This is a genomic window from Acidobacteriota bacterium (assembly GCA_016716435.1).
GTDB lineage: Bacteria > Acidobacteriota > Blastocatellia > Pyrinomonadales > Pyrinomonadaceae > OLB17.
The window spans coordinates 809,686-833,362 of the sequence record JADJWI010000003.1 but is presented as its reverse complement, the minus strand read 5'-3'; the positions used below and the strand labels follow the sequence as shown (position 1 = coordinate 833,362).

Genomic DNA, 23,677 nt, shown 5'->3' with positions numbered 1-23,677 from the left:
GCCTGCTCTCCATGAATCACATTCGAGCCATAATTCGTTTCGTGCTTTTCGTCGTTGCCTCGTTCGGCATTTATTACGCGTGGTGGGTCTCGTCTTTCTTCATTCCAAACAAAATATACTGGCGGCAATTGGCATTTAGCCTTTGGTCACGCTCGTTCATCCGCATCGCTGGAGTTCGGCTCAATGTGATCGGCGAACCGCCGACAGCTCCCTTCTTTCTCGCCGCAAATCACCTTGGCTATGCTGATATCCCGATATTGCGGGCGGCGGCAAGCGGCGTTTTTGTCGCAAAGCACGACCTGGCCGATTGGTTTCTCGCCGGGCGAATGATGCGCGATATGGGAATGGTCTTTATCAACCGCGGCAATCGGCGGGATATTCCGCGAGCGGGCGGGGCGATCATTGATCGACTTTCTGGCGGCGAAGGCATCATCGTTTTTCCCGAGGGCACGAGCACAAAGGGTGAAGAGGTGCTTCCCTTCCGGTCGTCTTTTTTTGAGTTTGCGGCCAAGAGCGACGTGCCGGTCTCATATGCCGCGATCAGCTATCGCACACCCGAGGGCGAAGGCCCGGCGAGCGACTACATCTGCTGGTGGGACGATACGCCGTTTCTCAGGCATATGCTGCGGATGTTTTCGCTATCGGGATACGAGGCAACGGTCGTCTTCGGCTCGGAGCCGATCATCCGGACCGACCGAAAGGAACTCGCAGGCGAGCTTCACCGAAAGGTCGAGCAAAGCTTTATCCCGGTCCTTTAGGTCAGAAAGCCGAAACCGTTTGGCTTTCGCCCGCGTATTTATTTGCAAATCTGGCTATTTCAGGAGATATCTATGTTCACTCGACCCTTGCGTACAGTGCTCGCATTTGCCGTGGCCTTCAGTTTCTCGGTAAGTGCATTTGCGGACGTTCCGGCCTTTGACCCCTCGCGGATGGACCGAAGCGTTTCACCCTGCAACGACTTTTACCAATACGTCAATGGCAACTGGCTGCGGACGACCGAGATACCGGCGGCCGAAGCTCGGTGGGGTACATTCAACATCCTCGGCGAACGAAATAATGAGATCTTGCGTGAAGTACTTGAGACCGCCTCGGCCGCGAAGGCACGCAGAGGAAGCGACCAGCAACTGATCGGTGACTTCTACGCGACCTGTATGGATGAAGAGGCGATCGAGCGAGCCGGCATCACGCCCATCAGACCGATGCTCGGCCAGATCGCGGCGATGCGTTCCACGGCCGATGTCCGCCGGCAACTCGCGATGCTTCACAACGCCGGCATTCCCTCGATCTATAGCTTCGGTGCGGGCCCGGACCTCAAGGACTCGAACGCCGTTATCATCAACGCCAATCAAGGCGGACTGAGCCTGCCGAACCGCGATTACTATACGAATACAGACGCGAAGACCATCGAGACGCGACAAAAATTTGTCGAGCATGTGGCGAAGATGTTCGAGCTAATGGGCGACGAGCCCGCGCAGGCAAAGGCGAATGCGAACACCGTTATGCTGCTGCAAACGGCACTCGCGAATGCTTCACTCACGCCCATCGAGCTTCGGAACCCGGACAATCGCTACAACATGGTTACGCTCGCCGAGGCTGAAAAGGCGGCTCCGAATGTCGCATGGGCAAGCTATATGCGTGCCCGCGGGATCGCTCCGGAAAGGCGTTTCAATATGGCACCGGCGAAATTTTTTGACGCGGTCAATTCAATGATGACCGAAACGCCGGTGCGAGACTGGCAGACCTATTTCCGCTGGATGCTGGTCAACTCGGCTGCCCCGTCGCTTTCGAAAGATTTTCGCGATGCGAATTTTGAATTCTATGGCCGCTATCTGAGCGGACAGAAAGAACAGCAGCCGCGTTGGCGGACGTGTGTGCAGACCGTTAACGGCGTTCTCGGCGAGGCACTCGGGATGGAATATGCCCGCCGCGAATTCAAGCCCGAGGCGAAGGCGAGGATGGACGAGTTGATCGACAACCTGATGGTCGCGATGAAGAACCGTATCGAAAACCTCGAATGGATGAGCCCGGCGACAAAGCAGGAAGCACAGACGAAGCTTTCGACCTTTAAGCGAAAGATCGGATACCCGGACAAGCTTCGCGGATACAAGGGGCTGCGGGTCGGCCGTGCCTCATTTGCCGGCAATGTTTTGACAGCGAATCGCTTTCAGGTCCGCCGCAATTTCGCGGACCTCGGAAAGCCGCGTGACAAGACGCGCTGGGGCTTTACGCCTTCGACCGTCAACGCCTCATATTCGCCGGTGAATAACGAGATCACGTTCCCGGCCGGCATTCTGCAGCCGCCTTTCTTCAATTTCACAGCCGACGATGCTGTCAATTATGGAGCGATCGGCGGCGTTATCGGCCACGAGATCACGCACGGCTTTGACGATCAGGGCAGCCGTTTCGACTCCGAAGGCAACCTGAAAATGTGGTGGACCTCGACCGACCGTGCGCAGTTCGAAGAGCGGGCGGCGTGCCTCATCAAGCAGTGGGATGAATACGAGGTGCAGCCGGGGCTCTTTATGCAGGGACGTCTTGCTCTCGGCGAGAACATCGGTGACTTTGCCGGGCTAAGTGTTGCGTGGGATGCATTTATGCGATCGCTCGAAGGAAAGCCGAAGCCCGCCGAGATCGACGGCTTTACGCCCGAGCAGCGGTTCTTCCTCGGTTGGGGACAGATCTGGGCCTCAAAATATACGCCCGAAGCCGAGCGGCGGCAGGTACAGACCGGCCCGCACTCGCTGCCGAAATGGCGTGTCAACGGGCCGCTCTCGAACATGCCGCAGTTCCAGCAGGCGTTCAGTTGCTCGGCCGGACAACCGATGGTCCGGGCGAACCGCTGTTCGATCTGGTAGGCGATCAACGGCCAGTTTCCGGACTCGCCTCGATCTAAGCAAAAAGCCCCGACGTGCGAAACGCCGGGGCTTTTCCCATTTTGCTAACGAACCCGAAGGCTCGAAGATCGACTAAATGTCGTCATCATCATCAAGCTCGAGTTCGACTGTCTCTTCGAGCTCGAGGTCTTCCGAGTCGTCCTCGATGATGTCATCTTCCTCAAGATCGTCATCATCTTCCAGGTCCGGTTCAATGATGCCGGGAACATCGGCGATCACGGGCAGATCAAATCCGCCGCGGATGTCGAGTTCATCAAACTCATCCTCGACCTTGCGGTTCTCGGTCGCATCCGGATCGATCCTGACGTTGCGGTAGTATTTCATACCGGTTCCCGCCGGGATCAAACGGCCCATGATAACGTTCTCCTTAAGCCCGCGGAGATAATCCACGCGGCCGGAGATGGCGGCTTCGGTAAGCACGCGGGTCGTTTCCTGGAAGCTCGCGGCCGAGATGAATGAGTCGGTCGAAAGCGATGCCTTCGTGATGCCGAGCAGCAGCGGATCGCCAACGGCGGCCGTCCCGCCCTCATCGCGAACACGCCGGTTTTCGTCCTCATAACGGAAGCGATCGACCTGCTCTTCCATCAGGAAGTTGCTGTCGCCGACGTCCTTGATCTTGACCCAGCGAAGCATCTGACGAACGATCACTTCAATGTGCTTGTCGTTGATCGTAACGCCCTGGAGGCGGTAAACCTCTTGGATCTCGCTAACGATGTAGTTCTGAAGAGCCTCGATACCAAGCACGCGGAGAATATCGTGCGGGTTGAGCGGCCCGTCCATCAGCGGTTCACCCGCTTTAACGTGGTCGCCTTCCTGCACGTTAATATGCACACCGCGTGGGATGTCGTATTCACGCTGCTCGCCGTCCTCGCCGGTGATGAAGAGCTTTCGCTTACCCTTTGAGATGGTGCCGAGCGTAACGATTCCGTCGATCTCGGACATAACAGCCGTTTCCGATGGACGCCGTGCCTCGAAGAGCTCAACGACACGCGGGAGACCGCCGACGATATCCTTCGTCTTGGTGGTTTCACGCGGGATCTTGGCGATGACGTCGCCGGCCTCGACCTCCTGAGCATCAACTACCTGAAGGTTTGCCCGGATCGGCATCTGATAGGTCTTCTGGATCTTTGTGCCTTTACGGATCTCAAGTCGCGGTTGGTTCTTTTCGTCCGAGTCCTTGACGACGAGACGGATCTGGCCGGTAACCTTATCGATCTCCTGCTCGACCGTCTTGCCTTCCTTAAGGTCCTGGAACTTGACCGTACCGGAGACCTCGGTCAGGATGGCGAAGGTGAACGGATCCCACGTGGCGAGCACGTCGTCCTGCTTGACCTTTTGCCCGTCCTTGACGTGGAGTTGGGCACCGTAAACCATCTTATAGCGAGCAACCTCGCGGCCGCGCTCATCGAGCAGGCCGAGCTCCGAGGGCTGCCGCTTCATCGAGATCATCTCGCCCTTGCGGTTCTTAATTACGTTCCAATCGCCGAGGAACTTGACCGTTCCGTCCATTGCGGCCTCATGCTTGGTCTCAGACTCAAGCCGTGCGGTTCCGCCGACGTGGAAGGTACGCATCGTGAGCTGCGTTCCCGGTTCACCGATCGACTGAGCGGCGATAACGCCGACCGCTTCGCCGATCTCGACGGTGTTTCCGGTCGCCAGGTTGCGGCCGTAGCATTTCACGCAGATGCCGCGGCGGCTCTCACAAGTTAGCGCCGAGCGGATGCGGACCTTCTGCAGACCGGAGAGCTGAACCGCAGCCGCCAGGTCTTCGTTGATCTCGACATTCGCTTCAACGATGGTCGTGCCGTCGACCGGGTCAATGATGTCGTCGAGCGAAGTGCAGCCGACAATTCGGTCACGAAGAGATTCGACCTCTTCGCCGTTGCGGATGATCGCCTCTGCCCAGATGCCCTTCATCGTTCCGCAATCTTGCTCGGAGACGATGACGTCCTGTGCGACGTCCACAAGGCGGCGGGTCAGGTAGCCGGAGTCGGCCGTCTTGAGCGCCGTATCGGCGAGGCCCTTTCGGGCACCATGCGTCGAGATGAAGTACTGCAGAACGTTGAGCCCTTCGCGGAAGTTGGCAACGATCGGCGTTTCGATGATCTCGCCCGAAGGCTTGGCCATCAGGCCGCGCATACCGGCGAGCTGGCGGATCTGTGCTTCCGAACCGCGGGCTCCGGAATCGGCCATGACGAGGATCGGGTTAAGTTCCTTCCGCTCATCTTCGCGGGCGTGCATCGCCTTGAACATCTCTTTGGCGACCTGGTCGGTCACCTCGGACCAAATCGCAGTAACTTTATTTTCGCGTTCCATGTTGGTCATGGTCGCGTCCTCGTACTGCTTCTGGAGCTTATCGACCTCTTTACGAGCGTCTTCGATGATCTTCGGCTTGCTTGCCGGTGTCACCATGTCATCGATGCCGATCGACATACCGGACTTCGTCGCATAAAGGAAGCCCATCGATTTGAGGTCATCGAGAAGAGCGACCGTGTTCTCGCGGCCGAGCATCAGGTACGAGAATTGAACGAGCGACTGCAAGCCCTTCTTCTTAAGCGTTCCGTTGACGAACGGTAGGCCGTCTCGGGTCAGCCGTTCATTAAGAATGACGCGCCCGGGAGTCGTCTCGATCAGCCGGTCAACATCCTTCTGGATGGTCGCACGGAGAACGTCTTGATTGTTATGCTCGGTCAGCATGTCGATCAGGTCGCCACGCCAGCGAAGCTTGATCCGCGACTGCGTTTCGATGACACCGGCATCAAGGGCGAGCAGAATGTCATCGACCGAGCCGAAGGTCTTGCCTTCGCCCCCGAGTTCGGGGCGGTCGAGCGTTAGGTAATAGCAGCCGAGAACGATGTCTTGCGAAGGTACTGTGATCGGCTGGCCGCTCGCCGGCGAAAGTAGATTCTTTGAAGCGAGCATCAAAACGCTTGCCTCGATCTGCGCCTCGGGCGAGAGCGGAATGTGGACCGCCATCTGGTCGCCGTCAAAGTCGGCGTTGAACGCCGTACAGACGAGCGGGTGGATCTTGATCGCCTTGCCCTCGACCAGCACCGGCTCAAAGGCCTGGATACCGAGGCGGTGAAGCGTCGGAGCACGGTTGAGAAGCACCGGATGCTCGCGGATCACATCCTCGAGGATGTCCCAAACGATCGGTTCCTGATGCTCGACCATCTCGCGGGCCTGCTTGATCGTGGCGGCGTGGCCGTCCTTTTCAAGCTTGCTGTAGATGAAGGGCTTGAAGAGCTCGAGCGCCATCTTTTTCGGTAATCCGCATTGATGCAGCTTGAGCTCCGGCCCGATGACGATGACCGAACGGCCCGAATAATCGACACGCTTGCCAAGCAGATTCTGACGGAAGCGGCCCTGCTTGCCCTTAAGAGCACCCGAAAGCGATTTGAGCGGGCGGTTGTTCGCACCGCGAAGCACGCGGCCGCGGCGGCCATTATCGAAGAGAGCATCGACCGCTTCCTGAAGCATACGCTTCTCATTACGGACGATGACCTCGGGAGCCCGAAGCTCCATCAGCTTCTTCAACCGGTTGTTGCGGTTGATGACGCGGCGATAAAGATCGTTGAGGTCGCTGGTCGCAAAGCGGCCGCCATCAAGCGGCACGAGCGGACGAAGCTCCGGCGGGATGACCGGAAGCACGTCCAGGATCATCCATTCCGGCTTATTGCCCGAGCGGAGGAATGAACTCGCGACCTTGAGCCGCTTTGAGAACTTGAGCTTTTTCTGCTGCGAGGTCTCGTCCTTCATCCGCTGGCGAAGGTCCTCGACGAGTTCCTCGATGTCGATCTTCATCAGCAGGTCTTTGATCGCCTCGGCGCCCATTTTGGCGACGAACTGGCCCGGAAACTCACGCGAGAGCTCGCGGAAGCGGTCGTCGGCAAGCAGGTCCTTTTCCTTGAGGTCCGGCAGTTCGCCCGGATCGACCACAATGTAGGTCTCGAAATAAAGTATCTTTTCGAGGTCGCGAAGCGTGATATCGAGCAAATGGCCGATACGCGACGGCAGGCCCTTAAAGAACCAGACATGCGAGCATGGGCTTGCCAGTTCGATATGGCCGAGCCGCTCGCGGCGGACTTTCGATTGAGTTACCTCAACGCCGCACTTGTCGCAGATAACGCCGCGGTGCTTCATCCGCTTGTACTTTCCGCAAAGGCATTCCCAGTCCGAAACCGGTCCGAAAATGCGGGCACAGAAAAGCCCGTCGCGCTCCGGCTTAAAGGTCCGGTAGTTGATCGTCTCGGGCTTGGTAACCTCGCCGTGCGACCATGAACGGATCTTGTCAGGCGATGCGAGGCTGATGCGGATGGCCTCGTAGTTCGAGGTCAGCTGCGTTTTGCTTTCAGTATTAAAACGAAACATTTTATCTCCGTAAGTCTAGACAGTCTGGACAGTCTAGGAAGTCTAGGAAGCTTGGAAGTCTGCTGCTATTGACACCTAGTTTTTCCTAGACTGTCTAGACTTCCAAGACTTTCTCGACTGATTAATCAACTCCGACCAAAGTATCGACACCGGCAACGACGGCATCGGGGTCGATCATGTCCTCGGTCATCAGCTCAACATCAAGGCAGAGCGACTGCAGTTCGCGGACAAGCACGTTGAACGATTCCGGAATGCCCGGTTCGAAATCCGAAACACCCTTAACGATCGTCTCGTAGATCTTCGACCTACCGGCCACATCGTCCGATTTGCAGGTCAGCAGTTCCTGAAGGATATGGGCGGCACCGTAGGCCTCAAGTGCCCAGACCTCCATCTCACCGAACCGCTGTCCGCCAAACTGTGCCTTACCGCCGAGCGGCTGCTGCGTGATCAAGCTGTACGGCCCGATCGAGCGGGCGTGGATCTTGTCGTCCACAAGGTGCGAGAGCTTGAGCATATAAATGTACCCGACGGTCACCTTCTGCTCGAACACCTCGCCCGTAAGCCCGTCGTAAAGCCGAGTCTTGCCCGAGGGGCCGACCGAATTCGGCAGGTTAAGGTCATCGAACTTATCGTTCGCCTGCTTGATGTATTCCTTGATCTCCGCTTCGCTTGCTCCGTCAAAAACGGGGGTCGCAAAGTGGAACCCGAGCACGCGGGCCGCCCATCCGAGATGGGTTTCAAGGATCTGCCCGACGTTCATACGCGAGGGCACACCGAGCGGATTGAGAACGATCTCGACCGGCGTTCCATCGGGAAGATACGGCATATCCTCTTCCGGCAGAATGCGGGCGATGACGCCCTTGTTACCGTGGCGACCGGCCATCTTGTCGCCGACCGAAAGCTTACGCTTCATCGCGACAAAGACTTTGACCATCTTGATAACGCCCGGCGGTAGTTCGTCGCCCTGCTTCAGCTTGGTGATCTTCTCGTCGTAGATGTCCGAGAGGATGCTGATCTGACGTTCGGTCCGCTGTTCGTATTCCTTGACCTCGCTCTTAATATCAATGTTGCCCGCGGCGACCTCTGCCGTCTTAAGCACCTTGAGCGAAATGGTCTTGAGCGTTTCGCGGTCAAGGGCCGTTCCCTTTTTGAGAATGACTTCCTTGTCCTCGGTCAGGTCCTTCGTCAGCTTGCGGCCATCGAATAGCTCACTGATACGCTCGTCACGCTGCTCCTGCAGAATGCGGATCTCGTCCTCAAGGTCGCGGCGAAGAGCATCTTCCTGCATCCCCTCGATATCGAGGCTACGCTGGTCTTTTTCCTGGCCCTTGCGGGTAAAGACCTGAACGTCAACGACCGTTCCGTCAATGCCCGGAGGGCATGTGAGCGAAGCGTCCTTAACGTCGCCGGCCTTTTCGCCGAAGATCGCACGGAGAAGTTTTTCTTCAGCGGTCAATTGGGTCTCGCCCTTCGGCGTTACCTTTCCGACCAGGATCGAGCCCGGCTTGACCTGAGCACCGATGCGGATAACGCCCGATTCATCAAGGTCGCGAAGCATATTCTCGCCGACGTTGGGAATATCGCGGGTGATCTCCTCGGGGCCGAGCTTTGTGTCACGCGCCTCGATCTCAAGCTCCTCGATATGGATCGACGTATAGTAGTCGTCTTTAACGAGCCGCTCGGAGACGAGGATCGCGTCCTCAAAGTTATATCCGCGCCATGGCATAAATGCCACCAGCACGTTTCGGCCGAGAGCAAGTTCGCCGCGGTCTGTACAAGGCCCGTCGGCGACGACCTGTCCCTTGCGGACGCGTTCGCCGACCTGGACGATCGGCCGCTGGTTGATACACGTGTTCTGGTTCGAACGCGTGAACTTGACCAGCGAATAGATGTCGGCCGTCACCTCACGCGATATGGTGCCGTCAACGTTATGGTCAGCCTTGACGATGATGCGTTCGGAATCGACATAATCGACCACGCCGTCACGTTTGGCGATAACCACCGCACCCGAATCACGGGCGGCGATCCGCTCCATTCCGGTTCCAACATAAGGAGCCTCAGCACGAAGCAGCGGCACCGACTGACGTTGCATGTTCGAGCCCATGAGAGCTCGGTTAGCGTCGTCGTTCTCAAGGAACGGAATAAGCGATGCGGCTACCGAAACGAGCTGCTTCGGCGAGACGTCCATATACTGGATCTCGTCGCGGTCGGCCGTGATGAACTCTCCGCGGCGGCGGGCCGCATTTCGTTCATTGACGATAGCTCCCTTAGCGTCGAGCTCGATGTTCGCCTGTCCGATGACGTAGCGATCTTCTTCCCAAGCCGTCAGGTAGAACGGGAAGGGCTCAAACACTGCTTCCTTTCCGCCTTCCTTTGCGACCTTTCTATTTGCCTTCTCGACAGCCTCTTGCGGAACGTGCTCGTGCGGCTTGAACGGCGTATCGCCGCCATTGTAAACCTTCACGTATTCGACCACGCGGCCTTCCTCGACCTTTCGGTAAGGCGACTCGATGAAGCCGAACTCATTGATCCTGGCAAAGCACGAAAGCGACGAGATGAGGCCGATGTTCGGGCCTTCAGGCGTCTCGATTGGACAGATGCGGCCATAGTGCGTCGGGTGGACGTCGCGGACCTCAAATCCGGCACGCTCACGCGAAAGCCCGCCCGGCCCAAGAGCCGAAAGACGACGCTTGTGCGTAATTTCGGAGAGCGGGTTCGTCTGGTCCATGAACTGCGAAAGCTGCGATGAACCGAAGAATTCGCGGACCGCGGCCGTTACCGGCTTAGCGTTGACGAGGTCGCGCGGCATCGTGGTGAACATGTCTTGCTGGATCGACATCTTCTCCTTGATCGCACGCTCCATCCGCTCAAGGCCGATGCGGAACTGGTTCTCGAGCAACTCGCCGACCGCGCGAACGCGGCGATTACCGAGGTGGTCGATGTCGTCCTGCGAATAGTGATCGCTGTCCCTCTTCATCCGAAGAAGATAATTGACGACTTCGATGAAATCCTTTGCTTCGAGGAGCGGATCGTCAATTCGGTCGCGCTCCGGGCGGCCCATCTTGATATTGAACTTCAACCGCCCGACCCGCGAGAGGTCGAACCGGCGAGCATCGAAGAACATCCCTTCAAGCAGGTGATAAGCCGTCGGGACGGTTGGCGGATCGCCGGGCCGCATCTTGCGGTAGATCTCAAGCAGAGCATCGACCGGCTTATTGATCGAGTCCTTCTTGAGCGTGTTGGCGATGACCTCGCCGATATCGTCGCCCTTCGGGAAAAAGATCTCGAAGCTGCCGACGCCCTCGTCGATCATCTGCTGGAGCTTTGCCGTCGAGATCTCGGTGTTCGACTCCATCAGGACCTCGCCGGTCTCGGTGTTGACGATGTCTGCCAGAGCGACCGCTCCTTCGAGGTCTGCTGGGTCGATCTCGACCCGTGTCGTCTTCAGCTTTCGAAGGTCGGAAAGGGCCGATTTGGTGATCTTCTTGCCGGTGCGGACAACGTCTTCCTTGCCGTCCTTGATGTTCTCGGCCGCACGCAGGCCGGCAAGGTGCGAGGCACCGTCCTTCTTCACCTTGATAAAGACCTTGCCCTTATCGAGCTCGACCTCATCGATGGTGTAAAAGAGCTTCAAAATATCTGCATTGGTATATTCGGCACTCTTGACGACCTCTTCGAGAATGCTGTCCGAGACGGTCTTCATATCGATCTGCGGCGAGAGCCACAGGCCGAGTGCCCGCAGGAAAATGGTCGCAAGGATCTTTCGCTTGCCGAGCCGTGCATGGAGCAGGCCCTTCTGGTCATACTCAAATTCGACCCAAGAACCGCGGTACGGAATGATCTTCGCGAGATACTCATCGCGGTCGCCCTTAAAGAAAACTCCGGGCGAGCGGTGAAGCTGCGAGACGATAACTCGCTCCGTTCCATTGATGATGAACGTGCCGTTCTCGGTCATCAGCGGGATCTCGCCAAAGAAGACATCCTCTTCCTTGATGTCGCGGATGGTCGAGGTTCCCGTTTCGGGGTCCTTATCATAAACCGTGAGGCGGATCTTGACCTTGAGCGGAACGCTGTACGACATTCCCCGCTCCTGGCATTCCTGCTGGTCGTGCTTGTGCTTCAGGCCGACCGGTTCGCCGCAGTTTGAGCAAAGCTTCGGGCGAACGGCGTTAAAGGTCATACAGCTATTGCACAGGACCTCGGCCGGGCTGAAGGGGTCGACCTTTATCTTTGAGCCGCAGTTCTTACAATTGGCACGCAGGTGCTCAAGCCCCTCAAGATTGCCACACTTGCACTGCCAGTTTCCGATCTGGTACTCGACGTATTCAAGCGTCGCCGTCTCGCGAAAATCGGTCACCGGAAAGATCGAGCTGAACACGGAATTCAGGCCCGTCTTATCCCGCTCTTCAGGGATCAGGTCCATCTGAAGAAAGCGGTTGTATGATTCACGCTGAACTTCTATCAGGTTCGGGATCTGTGCCGAGGTCTGGATCTTTGAGAAATCGACGCGTTCGGGGGACTTGCTGGTCCTTACCCCGAGACCGACCGAACCTTGTTGTAGCGGATTATTGATCATGGTGTTAAAGTGTTGCAGTTCGCCTGCAAATGCTTTATGTTTGCCTTGTTAAAATTCGCCGGAAGTTGTTACTTCCTGCTGCTTTTTTGTCCGAAGACACCAATTGCGGCCCAGGGCAAAATTTTCCCCGGCCGCTTTCTAAGCAGCTTTTAGCTGATTGTTTTGTTACGAGCGTGCCGCGAAAAAAGAGACACCCACTCTCCAAATTGTACCGGGCTCTGCAGAGAAAATGCCGCTTTTGCTCTGCCGGGCCCTTGCCCTGAACGTCTATCCGAGAGGTCTTTTGAAAATCGGCCGACCGTTGCTGAAACTTAGAGTTTAGCAGTCTTTCTCTCAAACTCCAAACAAAACCGAAAGCCGGACCGGCTCCGCACAAAAATATAGCGGAACCGGCCCTGGCCTAAGGATTAATTTATTTGACCTCGACCGTAGCTCCAGCTTCGGTGAGCTTGGCTTTGATCTGTTCGGCCTCGTCCTTCGAAACGCCTTCCTTGACCGGTTTCGGAGAACTGTCGACCAGTTCCTTAGCCTCCTTGAGGCCGAGTCCGGAGACGATCTCGCGGACTACCTTGATGACGGCGATCTTGTTGCCACCCGGCGAAGCAAGGACCACATCAAATGAATCCTTCTCTTCAGCGGCAGCACCTGCATCACCACCGGCACCGGCAGCGGCGACCATCATCGGAGCTGCGGCAGCGGCCGCTGATACTCCAAAGACCTCTTCAAGCTCTTTGACCAATTCCGACGCTTCGAGAAGCGTCATTCCTTTTAGATATTCGACTACGTCGTCTTTCGTGATTGCCATGATATTTACTCTATCTCCTGTTTAGGGTTCTTTTCTCGTTGTAAATGGTCAATAGTAAATCGTGAATAGAAAAAACTATTCACTATTTTCGATTCACTATTTACCTCGCCTTGCCGCTAGAACCCATGGGGCCAAATGAACCGGGTGCATCTCCTTTTCACCTGAACCCGAGCAGCACAGGTGACCTGACATATCACCCGGCTCGTTTTCCCTGAGTACGGCTTTTTCGGCCCGGGCGAGCCAAAGCATCGCCCGGGCTAAAACTTATTCGGACTTCTCGGCTTCCTCGCCGCCCTCGGCTTCAGCGGCCTGCTCGGCCTCTTCTGAACCAGGGTCCTGTTCATTCTCGCGCGTTTCCTGAGCTTCCTCGGCGGCCTCTTCGTTGTTGTCGTCACCGCCTTCGGCAGCAGCCTCAACGACCGGAGCCCCTTCAGCCGGAGCTTCTTCGACCGAAGCTTCCTCAGCAGCCGGAGTTTCCTCTGCCGGAGCTGCTTCCGCTACCGGAGCTTCTTCAGCCGGTGCTGACTCAGCAACCGGTGCCGCTTCCGCCGGAGTCTCCTCGGTCGGAGCTGCTTCGACAGCCGGAGCGGCCTCAACCGCGGGAGCTCCCGTGGCACGGCCTTCCTGATCGCCGATCTGCTTGATCACGATCGCGAGGTCACGCGGAACCGCGTTGATAACCGTAACGATACGCTGCGCCTGAGCATTGATCACGTAAAGCAGCTTCGAGATAAGCTCTTCCTTCGAAGGAAGGCTCGCGATCTCGCTAACCTGACTAAAGTCAACCAGCTTTCCATCTACAACGCCCGTCTTGAATTTATAGACGTCGGCGTTGTCTTTCATGAACTTTGAGATCGCCTTAGCAAGTACGACCGGATCGCTGTCCGTCCAGGCGATAGCGGTAACACCCTTGAGGTGATCGCTCGCCTGTTCAAAATCCGTTCCCTTGACCGCAATGCGTGCAAGGGTATTCTTGACCACCTGGTACTTCGCACCGGCGGCTCGCAGATTGTTTCGGAATTCCTGGTCCTTAGCCACCGACAGTCCCTGAAAGCTGACTATCATCGCCGACTTCGCGGTCTGGAGCGACTCCGTGAGGGCGGTAAGGTCTCTTTGTTTTACTTCTCTGGTTTTCATTTCTCTTTTCGCACCTCACTGACTAAGAATAACTAAGCTCATCGAGCAGAACGCCCGGGCTCATCGTCGCCGCAAGATTTATCTTCTTAACGTAGCGGCCCTTTGCGGTCGTCGGCTTCGCTTTGATAACGGCGGTGATGAGTACCTTGGCGTTATCGGCCAGTTTTGCATCATCAAACGAGACCTTGCCGACCGGCGAGTGAATAACGCCCGTCTTATCGACGCGGTATTCGACCTTACCGGCCTTGGTCTCTTCGATGGCCGTCTTAACGTCCATCGTGACCGTTCCTGTTTTGGGATTGGGCATCAGGCCTCGAGGACCGAGGACCTTTCCGAGCTGGCCGACCTTGCCCATCATATCGGGCGTTGCGATCAGCGCATCAAAATCAAGCCAGCCGCCTTTGATCTTATCGACGATATCGTCGCCACCGGCCATATCGGCACCGGCCTCTTCGGCTTCTTTGATCTTATCGCCCTGAGCGATAACGACCACACGCTTTGCAGCTCCGCCGAGGCCATGCGGAAGCACGACCGTTCCACGGACAAGCTGATCCGCCTTACGCGGGTCAACGCCGAGCCACATTGTCAATTCGACCGTTTCGTCGAACTTGGCAAAGGCGATCTCTTTGAGCTTTGCGACCGCCTCTTCAAGCGAATGTTTCCTGCCGGGCTCGATCTTCTCAAGCGCAGCGAGGTATTTCTTTCCTCGTTTCATTTTACCTCCAGGTGTTAGCGGGAATGTTCAATTCCCTCCCTCAGGGCAAAGTCCGCAGGATCAGGGACAAAATCTTAAACTTTATCCTTTATCCTTTATCCTTTATCCTTCTACAGTTAGTCCCATCGACTTCGCCGTTCCCTCGATCGTCTTCATCGCTGATTCGATGTTGGTCGTGTTGAGGTCGGGCATCTTCTTTTCGGCGATCTCGCGGATCTTGTCTCGCGAGATGGTGCCGGCTTTTTCGCGGTTCGGTTTGCCCGAGCCCTTCGGGATGCCGGACGCCTTTCTTAAAAGATCTGCTGCCGGCGGCGTTTTTGTTTCAAAAGTGAACGAGCGATCGGCGTAAACCGTAATGACGACCGGGATCTTCATATCCGGGTCGTCGTTCTGCGTCTTGGCGTTGAACGCCTTGCAGAACTCCATGATGTTGACGCCGTGCTGACCGAGCGCGGGTCCGATCGGCGGTGCAGGATTGGCCTTCCCGCCGGGATCTGCAATTTGATATAACCTTGTATCTTCTTTGCCATCTTAGATTAACGATCCCCTAAAGCGGGGAATGTCCTCATTCAATTTAACTCGCGGCCAATGCCGGGCCGTCTTCAAAACTTGTAAAACCTACCTATTCGTCCTCGGAGAAGGTTACCTTCTCAACCTCGAGGAAAGTAAGCTCGTAAGGCGTTGAACGGCCGAAGATCGTGATCGAGACCTTGAGGGTCGTTTTGTCCTCATTGACCTCTTCGACCTTACCGGTAAAGCTCGCGAACGGGCCCGACTTGATCCGGACGACCTCGCCGACCTCGTAGGTAAACTTCGGTTTCGGCTTCTCCGCCGCCTCTTCCATGTGGCGGATGATCTGCTCGACCTCTTCGTGGCTGAGCGGGGTCGGGGCCTTGCCGCCAAGAAAGCCGGTTACCTTCGGCGTTGCCCGAATAACGTGAAACACATTGTCCGGAACCTTGCCCTTTTCGTCGCAATCGATCTCGACAAGTACATATCCGGGGTACATCAGCACCTCGCTGACATGCTCCTTACCACCCCGAACATCGAGCACGGGCTTTTTGGGCAAAAGGATCGAGGTGATCAAATCACCAAGCTCCATATCGCGGACGCGAGCCGCAAGGCTCTCGACCACTTTGTTTTCATGCCCCGAATAAGTGTGGATAAAATACCACTGCTTCATCTTCAAATATCCCTATGCACCGATGAGCTGATTGAACACCCAGGTTATGCCCTGGAGAACGTAGCCCCAGAAAATATCGATCAAATAAAGGAAAATGGCGAAAAAGATGACCCCGATGATGACGATGATCGTCGTCTTTCGGACCTCATCGCTCGAGGGAAAGCTGACCCGCGACATTTCCTCGCGGGTGTGTTGGATGAATTCGCCAACGCTTTCTTTTTTCTTGCCCTTTTCCAGGGTTGCTGTTTCTGACACTCTCTATCTCCTTGGCCGCAAAGCCCGCCGGCACGTACTAACTTGTCCTGCTCAAACGGACGGAGCCCAGAACTTTATGGCAGGGGTACCAGGACTCGAACCCGGACCTAAGGTTTTGGAGACCTCCATGCTAACCATTGACACCATACCCCTGTGTCCAATGATGAATTCGGAATGCAGAATGATGAATTCGTTGCTTTGATTCATCATTCATCATTCATCATTTACTTGTTTTCTCTGTGCAGCGTGTGGCAGCGACAACGGCGACAGAACTTTTTGAACTCCAGCCGACCCGGCGTGTTCTTTTTGTTCTTGGTCGTCACGTAGTTGCGCTCCTTACAATCCGTGCACTGCAAAATAATGTTATCTCTCGGCATATTACCTCTGTAAGCGGTGAGCTGTTAGCAGTGAGCAGACCGTTTCTGCTCACTGCTTACTGCTGACTGCTATCTTATTCAACGATCTCCGAGACGGTTCCGGCACCTACTGTGCGGCCGCCTTCGCGGATAGCGAAGCGGAGTCCTTTTTCCATCGCGATCGGGGCGATCAGTTCGATCTCCATCTGGATGTTATCGCCCGGCATCACCATTTCGACGCCCGTCGGCAGGTTCGCGACTCCCGTCACATCGGTTGTGCGGAAGTAGAACTGCGGACGGTAGCCGGTAAAGAACGGCGTGTGGCGGCCGCCTTCTTCTTTTGTAAGAACGTACGCTTCGGCCTTGAACTTGGTGTGCGGCGTGATCGAGCCCGGTTTGGCGATGACCTGTCCGCGTTCGATCTCTTTACGCTCAACACCGCGGAGCAGCAGCCCGACGTTGTCGCCTGCCATTCCCGAATCGAGAAGCTTCTTGAACATCTCGACGCCGGTCACGACCGAGTTGCGGGTATCTTTGATACCGACGATCTCGACCGGTTCGTTGACGTTGATGACGCCGCGTTCGATCCTTCCCGTTGCGACCGTGCCGCGTCCCTGAATGGTGAAGATGTCTTCGACCGGCATCAGGAACGGCTTGTCCGTCTCGCGGGCAGGTGTCGGGATGTAGTCATCCACCGCCTGCATCAGTTCGTCGATCTTCGGCTCCCATGCCGGGTCGCCTTCGAGTGCCTTGAGGGCCGATCCACGGATGACCGGGATGTCGTCGCCCGGGAACTCGTAGCTCGAGAGAAGCTCACGCACTTCCATCTCGACCAGCTCCAGCAGTTCCTCGTCATCGACCATGTCCACTTTGTTCATGAACACGACCATCGACGGCACGCCAACTTGCCTTCCGAGCAGGATGTGCTCGCGCGTCTGCGGCATCGGACCGTCCGTCGCTGCCACCACAAGAATGGCTCCGTCCATCTGCGCCGCTCCCGTGATCATGTTCTTGACATAGTCAGCGTGGCCCGGGCAGTCAACGTGGGCGTAGTGGCGGTTCGCCGTCTCATATTCAACGTGGGCCGTCGCGATCGTGATACCACGTGCCTTCTCTTCTGGCGCGTTGTCGATCGAATCAAATGCCCGCACGATCATCTTCGGATTGTGCTTCGACATCACCTTCGTGATCGCTGCCGTCAATGTCGTCTTGCCGTGGTCCACGTGCCCAATGGTCCCAATGTTCACGTGCGGCTTGCTCCGGTCGAATTTCTCTTTGCTCATCTTTTCTCTCTTAAATGTCTCTGATCGGATCAGAGTGCTAAAACCAAATGGAGCCCAAGACGGGAATTGAACCCGTGACCTCTTCCTTACCAAGGAAGCGCTCTACCCCTGAGCTACTCGGGCCGAAGCCCAAATAAATTAATGGAGCGGGAGACGAGACTCGAACTCGCGACATTCAGCTTGGAAGGCTGACGCTCTACCAACTGAGCTACTCCCGCTAATGGTGCATGGGGTAGGATTTGAACCTACGTAGGGAATTAACCCGACGGGTTTACAGCCCGTTGCCTTTGACCGCTCGACCACCCATGCCTAATTTAAATTAATGCAACCAGCCGCTTTCAGAGCTAATTAGCAAATTTCCAATAATATCCAATAAGCAGATATGTTGCAAGCCCGCGTCAACGGGTTTTGCCGCTTAGCCAAGACACCGCCAGATGACGGCTCACCTGCTTAACTATAAAGTAAGGAACGAATCATTGCGTTGGGGGTAGTGGCGAAGCATCCGGGCCGCTTACGGTCTGCTGAAATGAGCTTCTTAACACTTCAAAAAAACCTTGCGTGAGAATAAGAATTGAGATATTGTTTGCAAACGAACACACTCGTTTTGCACGTAATTTATTGCCTGGACTAGATTTCGGCTCTTGTTCAGGTTCCCCTCCGCATTTCACGCCGAACTTTTTGGAGGTTTTCTATGGTTTCACTTACCTTGTCGTTAAGGTCCCTTTTTTCAAAGGCATTGCTCGTCGGATTGGTCCTGACCGTAAATCAGGTCGGATTTTCACAGCTCGTGTGCCAAATTTCTGGAGCCCCGGTAGTTCAGACCGGTGCGCTGACCGCGGGCGACGCAGTTCAAACGGGTCGCGTCAACCGCAACGGAATAACCGGTTCATGTCCGACGGGAAAGACAAACACTCTTTTTACCGCGTCTCCGGTCGTCCATGACAGTTACACCTACAACGCACCTGTCACAGGCTGTGCAACGGTCAACTTCGATGCGACTCAATGCGCCGGAGCGACCACTCAGGTCGTAGCGTACTCCACTTACAACCCAGCGACCCCGGGGACCAACGTTATCGGCGACTTCGGCTTCAGTACTACCGGAACGGCTTCGTTCAGTTTCCCTGTAACACAGGGACAGAATTACACGGTCGTCGTCCATGACATCGTGGAAGCAACAAATCTGTTTTGCCCGAACTATTCATTTACCGTGACCTACAGGCAAAATTGCCGTCAGCCGGGCTTCGATCAAACAAATGACGGCCAGGCAGATCCTGTCGTCTTTCGGCCGAGCACGGGCGATTGGCTTACGCTCAATTCCGCCGGCGGCACGCTGACCCAGAACTTCGGACTTTCTAGCGACATTCTGACCCCAGGCGATTACACCGGCGACGGACAGACTGATGTTTCAGTTTATCGGCCAAGCACGAATATTTGGTATTACGGGAACAGTACGGTGAATCCGGGGGCAAACTTCACAGCGACGCCGTGGGGCGTGGCCGGTGACGTTGCGGTACCGGGCGACTATGACGGCGACGGACGCAATGACGTTGCCATCTGGCGTCCATCGGACGGCTTCTGGTATGTACTCAGGTCGTCGAATTCGACCGTTGATTTCGTGCAATGGGGGCGAAACGGCGATATTCCTGCACCGGCTGACTACGATGGCGATCACTTTACCGATCGCGTAGTGGTTCGGCCGGACAAGGTTGGAATCACGCCAAACTACCGTTGGTATCAGCGTTTGACCAATTTCAACTTCGGGTTTACGTTAGTTTCGAGCTGGGGAATCGTGGGCGATATCGTCGTCCCGGGTGATTACGATGGAAATGGAAAGGCTGACGTTACGGTCTTCCGGCCGTCGAACGGCGTTTGGTACACAGTCCCGAGCGTGGCCCAAAATGCAGTAGCCACGACCTCAAGCGGTTTTCAGTGGGGAACCGCAGGCGACATACCGCAGCCGGCTGACTATGACGGTGACGGGCGTACTGACTATGCGATCTTCAGGCCCGCAACCGGGACTTGGTTCATAAGTAACAGCAATAACGGAACTTATGATTCATTTGACTCTCCGGTATGGGGCCTGGCAACGGATCGCCCGGCGACCGCTGCCTTTGCTGTAGCCCCATAAGCGTAAATCAAGGAAGGAAACAAAAGGCCGTCCGATGTGGCGGCCTTTTCTTTTTATTGGGTGATCTTGTCGGGTGTTATCGGCAGATCGCGGACGCGGATGCCGGTCGCGTGATAGACCGCATTGGCGATGCCCGCTGGGATGCCTACCAGCCCAAGCTCGCCGAGCCCTTTGGCACCGAGCGGATTGACGATGGTGTCCTCTTCGGGAACAAAGATCGTCTCGATGGAACCGATGTCCGCATTGACCGGGACGTGATAGCCCGCAAGGTTCGGGTTCATTATCCGCCCGATCCGGTGATCGATCTCGGTATGCTCCATCAGCGCCATTCCGATGCCCCAAACGACGCCGCCCATTTCCTGGCTGTGGGCACCTTTCGGGTTGATGATCCTGCCTGCCGCGGTTGCCTGAACCACGCGGGTAACACGGACGATGCCGATATCTGCGTCAACCTTTACCTCAACGAACTGTGCTCCATGTGAAGCGGTGGCGTATTTTGCACGCTCGCCAAAATCCGGCCGCGTCGTGTGTGTTGCCGAGACCTCCGGCAGCCCGTTGCGGCTTAAGATCTCGCCGATGGTCATCGATGTCTCCGGCCGGCCTTTGATCCTACCGAGCCATCGACAAATTCGACATTCTCAAAAGGAACACCCGAGAACGGCGAGGCTTCCCGCTTCGATTCAACACTCAAAAGCTCTTTCTGGACGATCTGTGCACATTCCTGCACCGCCGAGCCGACGCTCGCGGTCGTGATCGAACCGCCCTGCGAAGGTGCCGCGGGCAGATTACTGTCGCCGAGTTTAAAGGTGACCTTTTCGAGCGGCAGCCCGAGTTGGCGAGAGGCAATTAGCGAAATGGTCGTGTAAGTTCCGGGACCGATGTCGGTCGTGCCGCTTTCGACCAAAGCCGTCCCATCGGCCTTCAATGTGACGCGGGCTGACGAAGGTGCGAGAAACGCGCCCCACGTTCCGGTCGCCAGGCCATAGCCGACCATAAACCGCCCGTCGCGCATCGACCCCGGCTCGGGTTTGCGGTTCTTCCAACCGAACTTTTCGGCTCCCTGCCGATAACATTCGCGAAGTTCCTTGCTTGAAAATGGCCGGCCCGAGTCCGGATCCGTTTCGGCATAGTTGATAAGTCGAAGCTCGAGCGGGTCGATCTTGAGCTTGTATGAAAGCTCGTCGAGGGCGGATTCGAGGGCAAAAGCGCCCGAGACCGTGCCCGGAGCCCGCATCCAGAGCGGTGTCTGGAGGTCGGTCCGGGTGATCTTGGCATCGGTCCGGACGTTCGGGCAGGCGTAAAGCGTCCGCGAGATGCCGACAAGGTCCTCGGAAAAGTCTTCGTGCGCGGACGTGTTATGAACGGCCTCGTGGATTATCGAATTAAGTTTTCCGGCCTTGTCCGCACCGATCTTTATCTTCTGGATCGACGCCGGGCGATAGCCGTGGGCGGTCGCGAGTTGGCGGCGCGAATAAACGATCTTGACCGGCCGTTTGGTCTCGCGAGCCGCCATTACGGCGAGCAGCGTGTTCGGCGTCGGCCGAAGTGCGGCCCCGAACGCTCCGCCGACGAAGGGCGAAAGTACCGTGATCTTCTCGCGGTCAATGCCGAAATTGGTCGCGAGGTAATTGCGAACTCCGGTCACGCCCTGCGTCTTGTCGTAAACCGTCAGCCGTTCGCCGTCCCAATTTGCGACCGTAGCGTGCGGTTCCATCGCATTGTGGTGCTCGATCGGGATCGTGTATTCAAGATCGACCTTTACGTCGGCCGCCGCAAATGCCTCGTCCGGCGTTCCGCGAACGGGCCGCGGCCTACCCGACGCGAAGCCTTTATCCATAACGTTGCGGATGTCGGTCGAGGGCTTTTCTTCGGCGTAGCTGACCTTTACGAGCGACGCCGCATAGCGGGCCTGTTCGAATGTATCGGCAATGACGACCGCGATCGGCTGTCCGCTAAAAAGCACGCGGTCGGTCATCAGGGCAAAAAACGGCCGGCTCTTTTCGCCAAAGTCCTCATCGGCCTGCGGGTTCGCAAGCCGGGGAGCGTTTTTGTGCGTCAAGATCTTTACGACGCCGGGCTGTTTCTCGGCCTCGGCGGTTTCGATATCTCGGATAGTGCCGCGGGCGATGGTCGATTGGACAAGGTATCCATACGCCAGTTCCGGAAAGCGAAACTCGGCGATATAGGTCGCCTTGCCCGTCACCTTCGCACGGCCATCAACGCGGCTCGGTTGTTTCTTTAGGTCGTCCTGCATCATACGTTCGCTGCCCTCCTCAATGCCCGGGCGATCGCACGCTCGGCGAGCTTGATCTTGTATTTATTCTCAGAGAGCGGCTTTGCTCCGCGGAGTGTGAGTTCGGCGGCTTGCTGGAATACTCCGGGCTCGGCCTTCTTGCCAACAAGAAAACGTTCGGCCTCTGAGGCTCGCCATGGCTTATGAGCGACGCCGCCGAGTGCGATGCGAGCCTGCTTAATGACGCCCTTGTCGATCTCAAGCCCGGCCGCAACCGAAACAAGCGCGAAGGCATAGCTCGAGCGGTCGCGGATCTTGAGGTAATAGCTATTGGCGGCAAAGTTGTTTTTCGGGATGTCGATCGAGGTGATCAGATCGCCGTGGTTCAAAGCGTTGTCCTTCTCCGGCGAATTGAGCGGCAGCCGGTGAAAGTCGGTGAACTTGATCTTCCGCTCGCTGCCATCGGGCGACTGAACATTGACAACCGCATCGAGTGCGGCGAGTGCGACGCACATATCCGAAGGATGCACGGCCACGCACGACTCGCTCCAGCCGAAGATGGCGGAGTAGCGGCTGAGCCCGTCCTTCGCACCGCAGCCCGAGCCCGGCTGGCGTTTGTTGCAGGGCGTCCCGAGGTCGTAAAAATATGCACATCGCGTCCGCTGCATCAGGTTGCCGCCGTTGGTCGCCATATTGCGTATCTGCGGCGAGGCACCGGAAAGGATCGCCTGCGAGAGCATCGGGAAGTCTTTCTTTACAAGCGGATGATTTGCCGTGTCAGTGTTCCGAGCGAGTGCGCCGACCGAAACTCCGCCTCCCGCGAGCGAGCGAACCACCGAAAGCGAAAGCCGCGAGATATCGACCAGCTCGTTCGGGCGGTCGATGCCCTCTTTCATCAGGTCGATGAGATTTGTCCCGCCGGCGATGAACCGTGCGTCCTTATTGGCGGCGACGAGCTTAGCGGCATCGGCAGGTGCGGCCGCACGCTTAAAAGCAAATGGCCTCATTTCGCACCTCCTGCCTGTACGTCCTCGATGGCGGCGACGATGTTCGGATAAGCTCCGCAGCGGCAGATATTGCCGCTCATTCGTTCCTGTATCTCGGCCTTGGTCAGCTTCTGCCCGCGGGCAACGGCGTTGAGATTTTCCGTAACGAAGCTCGCCTCGCCGTTCCGCGCTTCTTCAAGCATTGCGACGGCCGAGCAGATCTGGCCCGGTGTGCAATAGCCGCACTGCATTCCGTCGCGCTCGATAAAGGCGGCCTGCATCGGTGGAGCTTGTCGCCCTCGGCGAGCCCCTCGATGGTCGTCACCTTTCGGTCGTCGCACATCGCGGCAAGCGTCAGACACGAAAGCTGTCGGCGGCCGTCGACGATCACCGTACACGCACCGCACTGGCCATGGTCGCAGCCCTTCTTCGAGCCGGTCATCTCAAGCTGCTCGCGAAGCGCATCAAGCAGCGACGACCGAGTATCGACCGGCAGCGAGTGCTCCTTGCCGTTGATGTTGAGCCGCACGGTCAGCTTCTCAACCGGAATGCCGCCTTCGACCGCCGGCTCGATCGCCACCAGCGGCGCCGCTCCGCCAAGCTTTATCGCCGCAACCCCGGCACCCGCAACCGCACTCTTCTTAAGAAAATCGCGGCGGGAACCATCGACAGAAAGATCCTGCTCCTCAGGAGGTTTTATCTCGTCAAGCATAGTTTTATTTTGGAACTAAGATGTTAGCACAGCCCGCCGCCGA

General features: G+C 56.8%; 14 protein-coding genes, 4 tRNA genes and 2 pseudogenes. 3 read left to right on the top strand and 17 right to left on the bottom strand.

Annotated features, from left to right (window positions below):
• The first annotated feature begins 11 nt into the window (after positions 1-11).
• Both IPM21_07255 and IPM21_07250 read left to right on the top strand, forming a co-directional pair.
• Positions 12-758, top strand: coding sequence for a 1-acyl-sn-glycerol-3-phosphate acyltransferase (locus IPM21_07255; protein ID MBK9163692.1), 747 nt, complete (start codon positions 12-14; stop codon positions 756-758).
• A gap of 72 nt (positions 759-830) precedes the next feature.
• The gene (locus tag IPM21_07250; GenBank protein ID MBK9163691.1) at positions 831-2,855 is read left to right on the top strand and encodes a M13 family metallopeptidase; all 2,025 of its coding nucleotides are present in this window, start codon (positions 831-833) and stop codon (positions 2,853-2,855) included.
• Positions 2,856-2,966: 111 nt separating this feature from the next.
• On the opposite strand, the gene rpoC is transcribed toward IPM21_07250, so the two are convergent.
• From rpoC to IPM21_07180, 14 genes are all read right to left on the bottom strand, one after another.
• Positions 2,967-7,265: a DNA-directed RNA polymerase subunit beta' gene (gene rpoC / locus IPM21_07245; GenBank protein ID MBK9163690.1), complete on the bottom strand. Its 4,299-nt coding sequence runs from the start codon at positions 7,263-7,265 to the stop codon at positions 2,967-2,969.
• Between the two features lie 121 nt (positions 7,266-7,386).
• The gene (rpoB, locus tag IPM21_07240; GenBank protein ID MBK9163689.1) at positions 7,387-11,841 is read right to left on the bottom strand and encodes a DNA-directed RNA polymerase subunit beta; all 4,455 of its coding nucleotides are present in this window, start codon (positions 11,839-11,841) and stop codon (positions 7,387-7,389) included.
• Positions 11,842-12,253: 412 nt separating this feature from the next.
• Positions 12,254-12,640 carry a 50S ribosomal protein L7/L12 gene (gene rplL / locus IPM21_07235; protein MBK9163688.1) on the bottom strand — a complete coding sequence of 129 codons (387 nt, stop codon included), beginning with the start codon at positions 12,638-12,640 and terminating at the stop codon, positions 12,254-12,256.
• A 270-nt stretch (positions 12,641-12,910) separates the two neighbouring features.
• On the bottom strand, positions 12,911-13,783 hold the full coding sequence (locus IPM21_07230; protein ID MBK9163687.1) for a 50S ribosomal protein L10: 873 nt from the start codon (positions 13,781-13,783) through the stop codon (positions 12,911-12,913).
• Between the two features lie 22 nt (positions 13,784-13,805).
• Positions 13,806-14,498, bottom strand: a complete 693-nt coding sequence (locus IPM21_07225; GenBank protein ID MBK9163686.1) for a 50S ribosomal protein L1 — start codon at positions 14,496-14,498, stop codon at positions 13,806-13,808.
• Between the two features lie 102 nt (positions 14,499-14,600).
• A complete protein-coding gene (gene rplK, locus IPM21_07220; GenBank protein MBK9163685.1) occupies positions 14,601-14,999 on the bottom strand; it encodes a 50S ribosomal protein L11 in 399 nt (132 codons plus the stop codon).
• 121 nt (positions 15,000-15,120) lie between these two features.
• Complete coding sequence (gene nusG / locus IPM21_07215) at positions 15,121-15,681, bottom strand: transcription termination/antitermination protein NusG (GenBank protein ID MBK9163684.1); 561 nt, start codon at positions 15,679-15,681, stop codon at positions 15,121-15,123.
• A 12-nt stretch (positions 15,682-15,693) separates the two neighbouring features.
• Positions 15,694-15,936 carry a preprotein translocase subunit SecE gene (gene secE, locus IPM21_07210; GenBank protein MBK9163683.1) on the bottom strand — a complete coding sequence of 81 codons (243 nt, stop codon included), beginning with the start codon at positions 15,934-15,936 and terminating at the stop codon, positions 15,694-15,696.
• Positions 15,937-16,013: 77 nt separating this feature from the next.
• Positions 16,014-16,089: transfer RNA gene (locus IPM21_07205), tRNA-Trp, on the bottom strand.
• Positions 16,090-16,160: 71 nt separating this feature from the next.
• On the bottom strand, positions 16,161-16,313 hold the full coding sequence (gene rpmG / locus IPM21_07200) for a 50S ribosomal protein L33 (protein MBK9163682.1): 153 nt from the start codon (positions 16,311-16,313) through the stop codon (positions 16,161-16,163).
• 74 nt (positions 16,314-16,387) lie between these two features.
• Positions 16,388-17,575: an elongation factor Tu gene (tuf, locus tag IPM21_07195; GenBank protein MBK9163681.1), complete on the bottom strand. Its 1,188-nt coding sequence runs from the start codon at positions 17,573-17,575 to the stop codon at positions 16,388-16,390.
• A gap of 48 nt (positions 17,576-17,623) precedes the next feature.
• Positions 17,624-17,698 (bottom strand) — tRNA-Thr (locus IPM21_07190).
• Positions 17,699-17,717: 19 nt separating this feature from the next.
• A tRNA-Gly gene (locus IPM21_07185) sits at positions 17,718-17,793 on the bottom strand.
• A 3-nt stretch (positions 17,794-17,796) separates the two neighbouring features.
• A tRNA-Tyr gene (locus IPM21_07180) sits at positions 17,797-17,884 on the bottom strand.
• Between the two features lie 382 nt (positions 17,885-18,266).
• On the opposite strand from IPM21_07180, the gene IPM21_07175 reads away from it, so the two are divergent.
• Positions 18,267-19,703 carry a hypothetical protein gene (locus IPM21_07175; protein ID MBK9163680.1) on the top strand — a complete coding sequence of 479 codons (1,437 nt, stop codon included), beginning with the start codon at positions 18,267-18,269 and terminating at the stop codon, positions 19,701-19,703.
• Between the two features lie 53 nt (positions 19,704-19,756).
• Here the strand turns inward: IPM21_07175 and IPM21_07170 are convergent.
• The 3 genes and pseudogenes from IPM21_07170 to IPM21_07160 form a co-directional block, all read right to left on the bottom strand.
• Positions 19,757-21,957 (bottom strand): annotated as a pseudogene (locus IPM21_07170) (xanthine dehydrogenase family protein molybdopterin-binding subunit).
• Positions 21,957-22,943, bottom strand: coding sequence for a xanthine dehydrogenase family protein subunit M (locus IPM21_07165; protein ID MBK9163679.1), 987 nt, complete (start codon positions 22,941-22,943; stop codon positions 21,957-21,959). The pseudogene IPM21_07170 and the gene IPM21_07165 overlap by 1 nt, the downstream one beginning before the upstream one ends.
• Positions 22,940-23,634 (bottom strand): annotated as a pseudogene (locus IPM21_07160) (2Fe-2S iron-sulfur cluster binding domain-containing protein). Before IPM21_07160 ends, IPM21_07165 begins: the two are co-directional and overlap by 4 nt.
• Between the last annotated feature and the right edge of the window lie 43 nt (positions 23,635-23,677).

What these genes read in the sequence shown, in the direction of transcription:
- IPM21_07165 (MBK9163679.1), bottom strand. Translation starts at nt 22,943, where the DNA reads ATGAGGCCATTTGCTTTTAAGCGTGCGGCCGCACCTGCCGATGCCGCT.
- rpoB (MBK9163689.1), bottom strand. Translation starts at nt 11,841, where the DNA reads ATGATCAATAATCCGCTACAACAAGGTTCGGTCGGTCTCGGGGTAAGG.
- nusG (MBK9163684.1), bottom strand. Translation starts at nt 15,681, where the DNA reads ATGAAGCAGTGGTATTTTATCCACACTTATTCGGGGCATGAAAACAAA.
- IPM21_07255 (MBK9163692.1), top strand. Translation starts at nt 12, where the DNA reads ATGAATCACATTCGAGCCATAATTCGTTTCGTGCTTTTCGTCGTTGCC.
- rpmG (MBK9163682.1), bottom strand. Translation starts at nt 16,313, where the DNA reads ATGCCGAGAGATAACATTATTTTGCAGTGCACGGATTGTAAGGAGCGC.
- tuf (MBK9163681.1), bottom strand. Translation starts at nt 17,575, where the DNA reads ATGAGCAAAGAGAAATTCGACCGGAGCAAGCCGCACGTGAACATTGGG.
- rpoC (MBK9163690.1), bottom strand. Translation starts at nt 7,265, where the DNA reads ATGTTTCGTTTTAATACTGAAAGCAAAACGCAGCTGACCTCGAACTAC.
- IPM21_07175 (MBK9163680.1), top strand. Translation starts at nt 18,267, where the DNA reads ATGGTTTCACTTACCTTGTCGTTAAGGTCCCTTTTTTCAAAGGCATTG.
- IPM21_07225 (MBK9163686.1), bottom strand. Translation starts at nt 14,498, where the DNA reads ATGAAACGAGGAAAGAAATACCTCGCTGCGCTTGAGAAGATCGAGCCC.
- IPM21_07250 (MBK9163691.1), top strand. Translation starts at nt 831, where the DNA reads ATGTTCACTCGACCCTTGCGTACAGTGCTCGCATTTGCCGTGGCCTTC.
- IPM21_07230 (MBK9163687.1), bottom strand. Translation starts at nt 13,783, where the DNA reads ATGAAAACCAGAGAAGTAAAACAAAGAGACCTTACCGCCCTCACGGAG.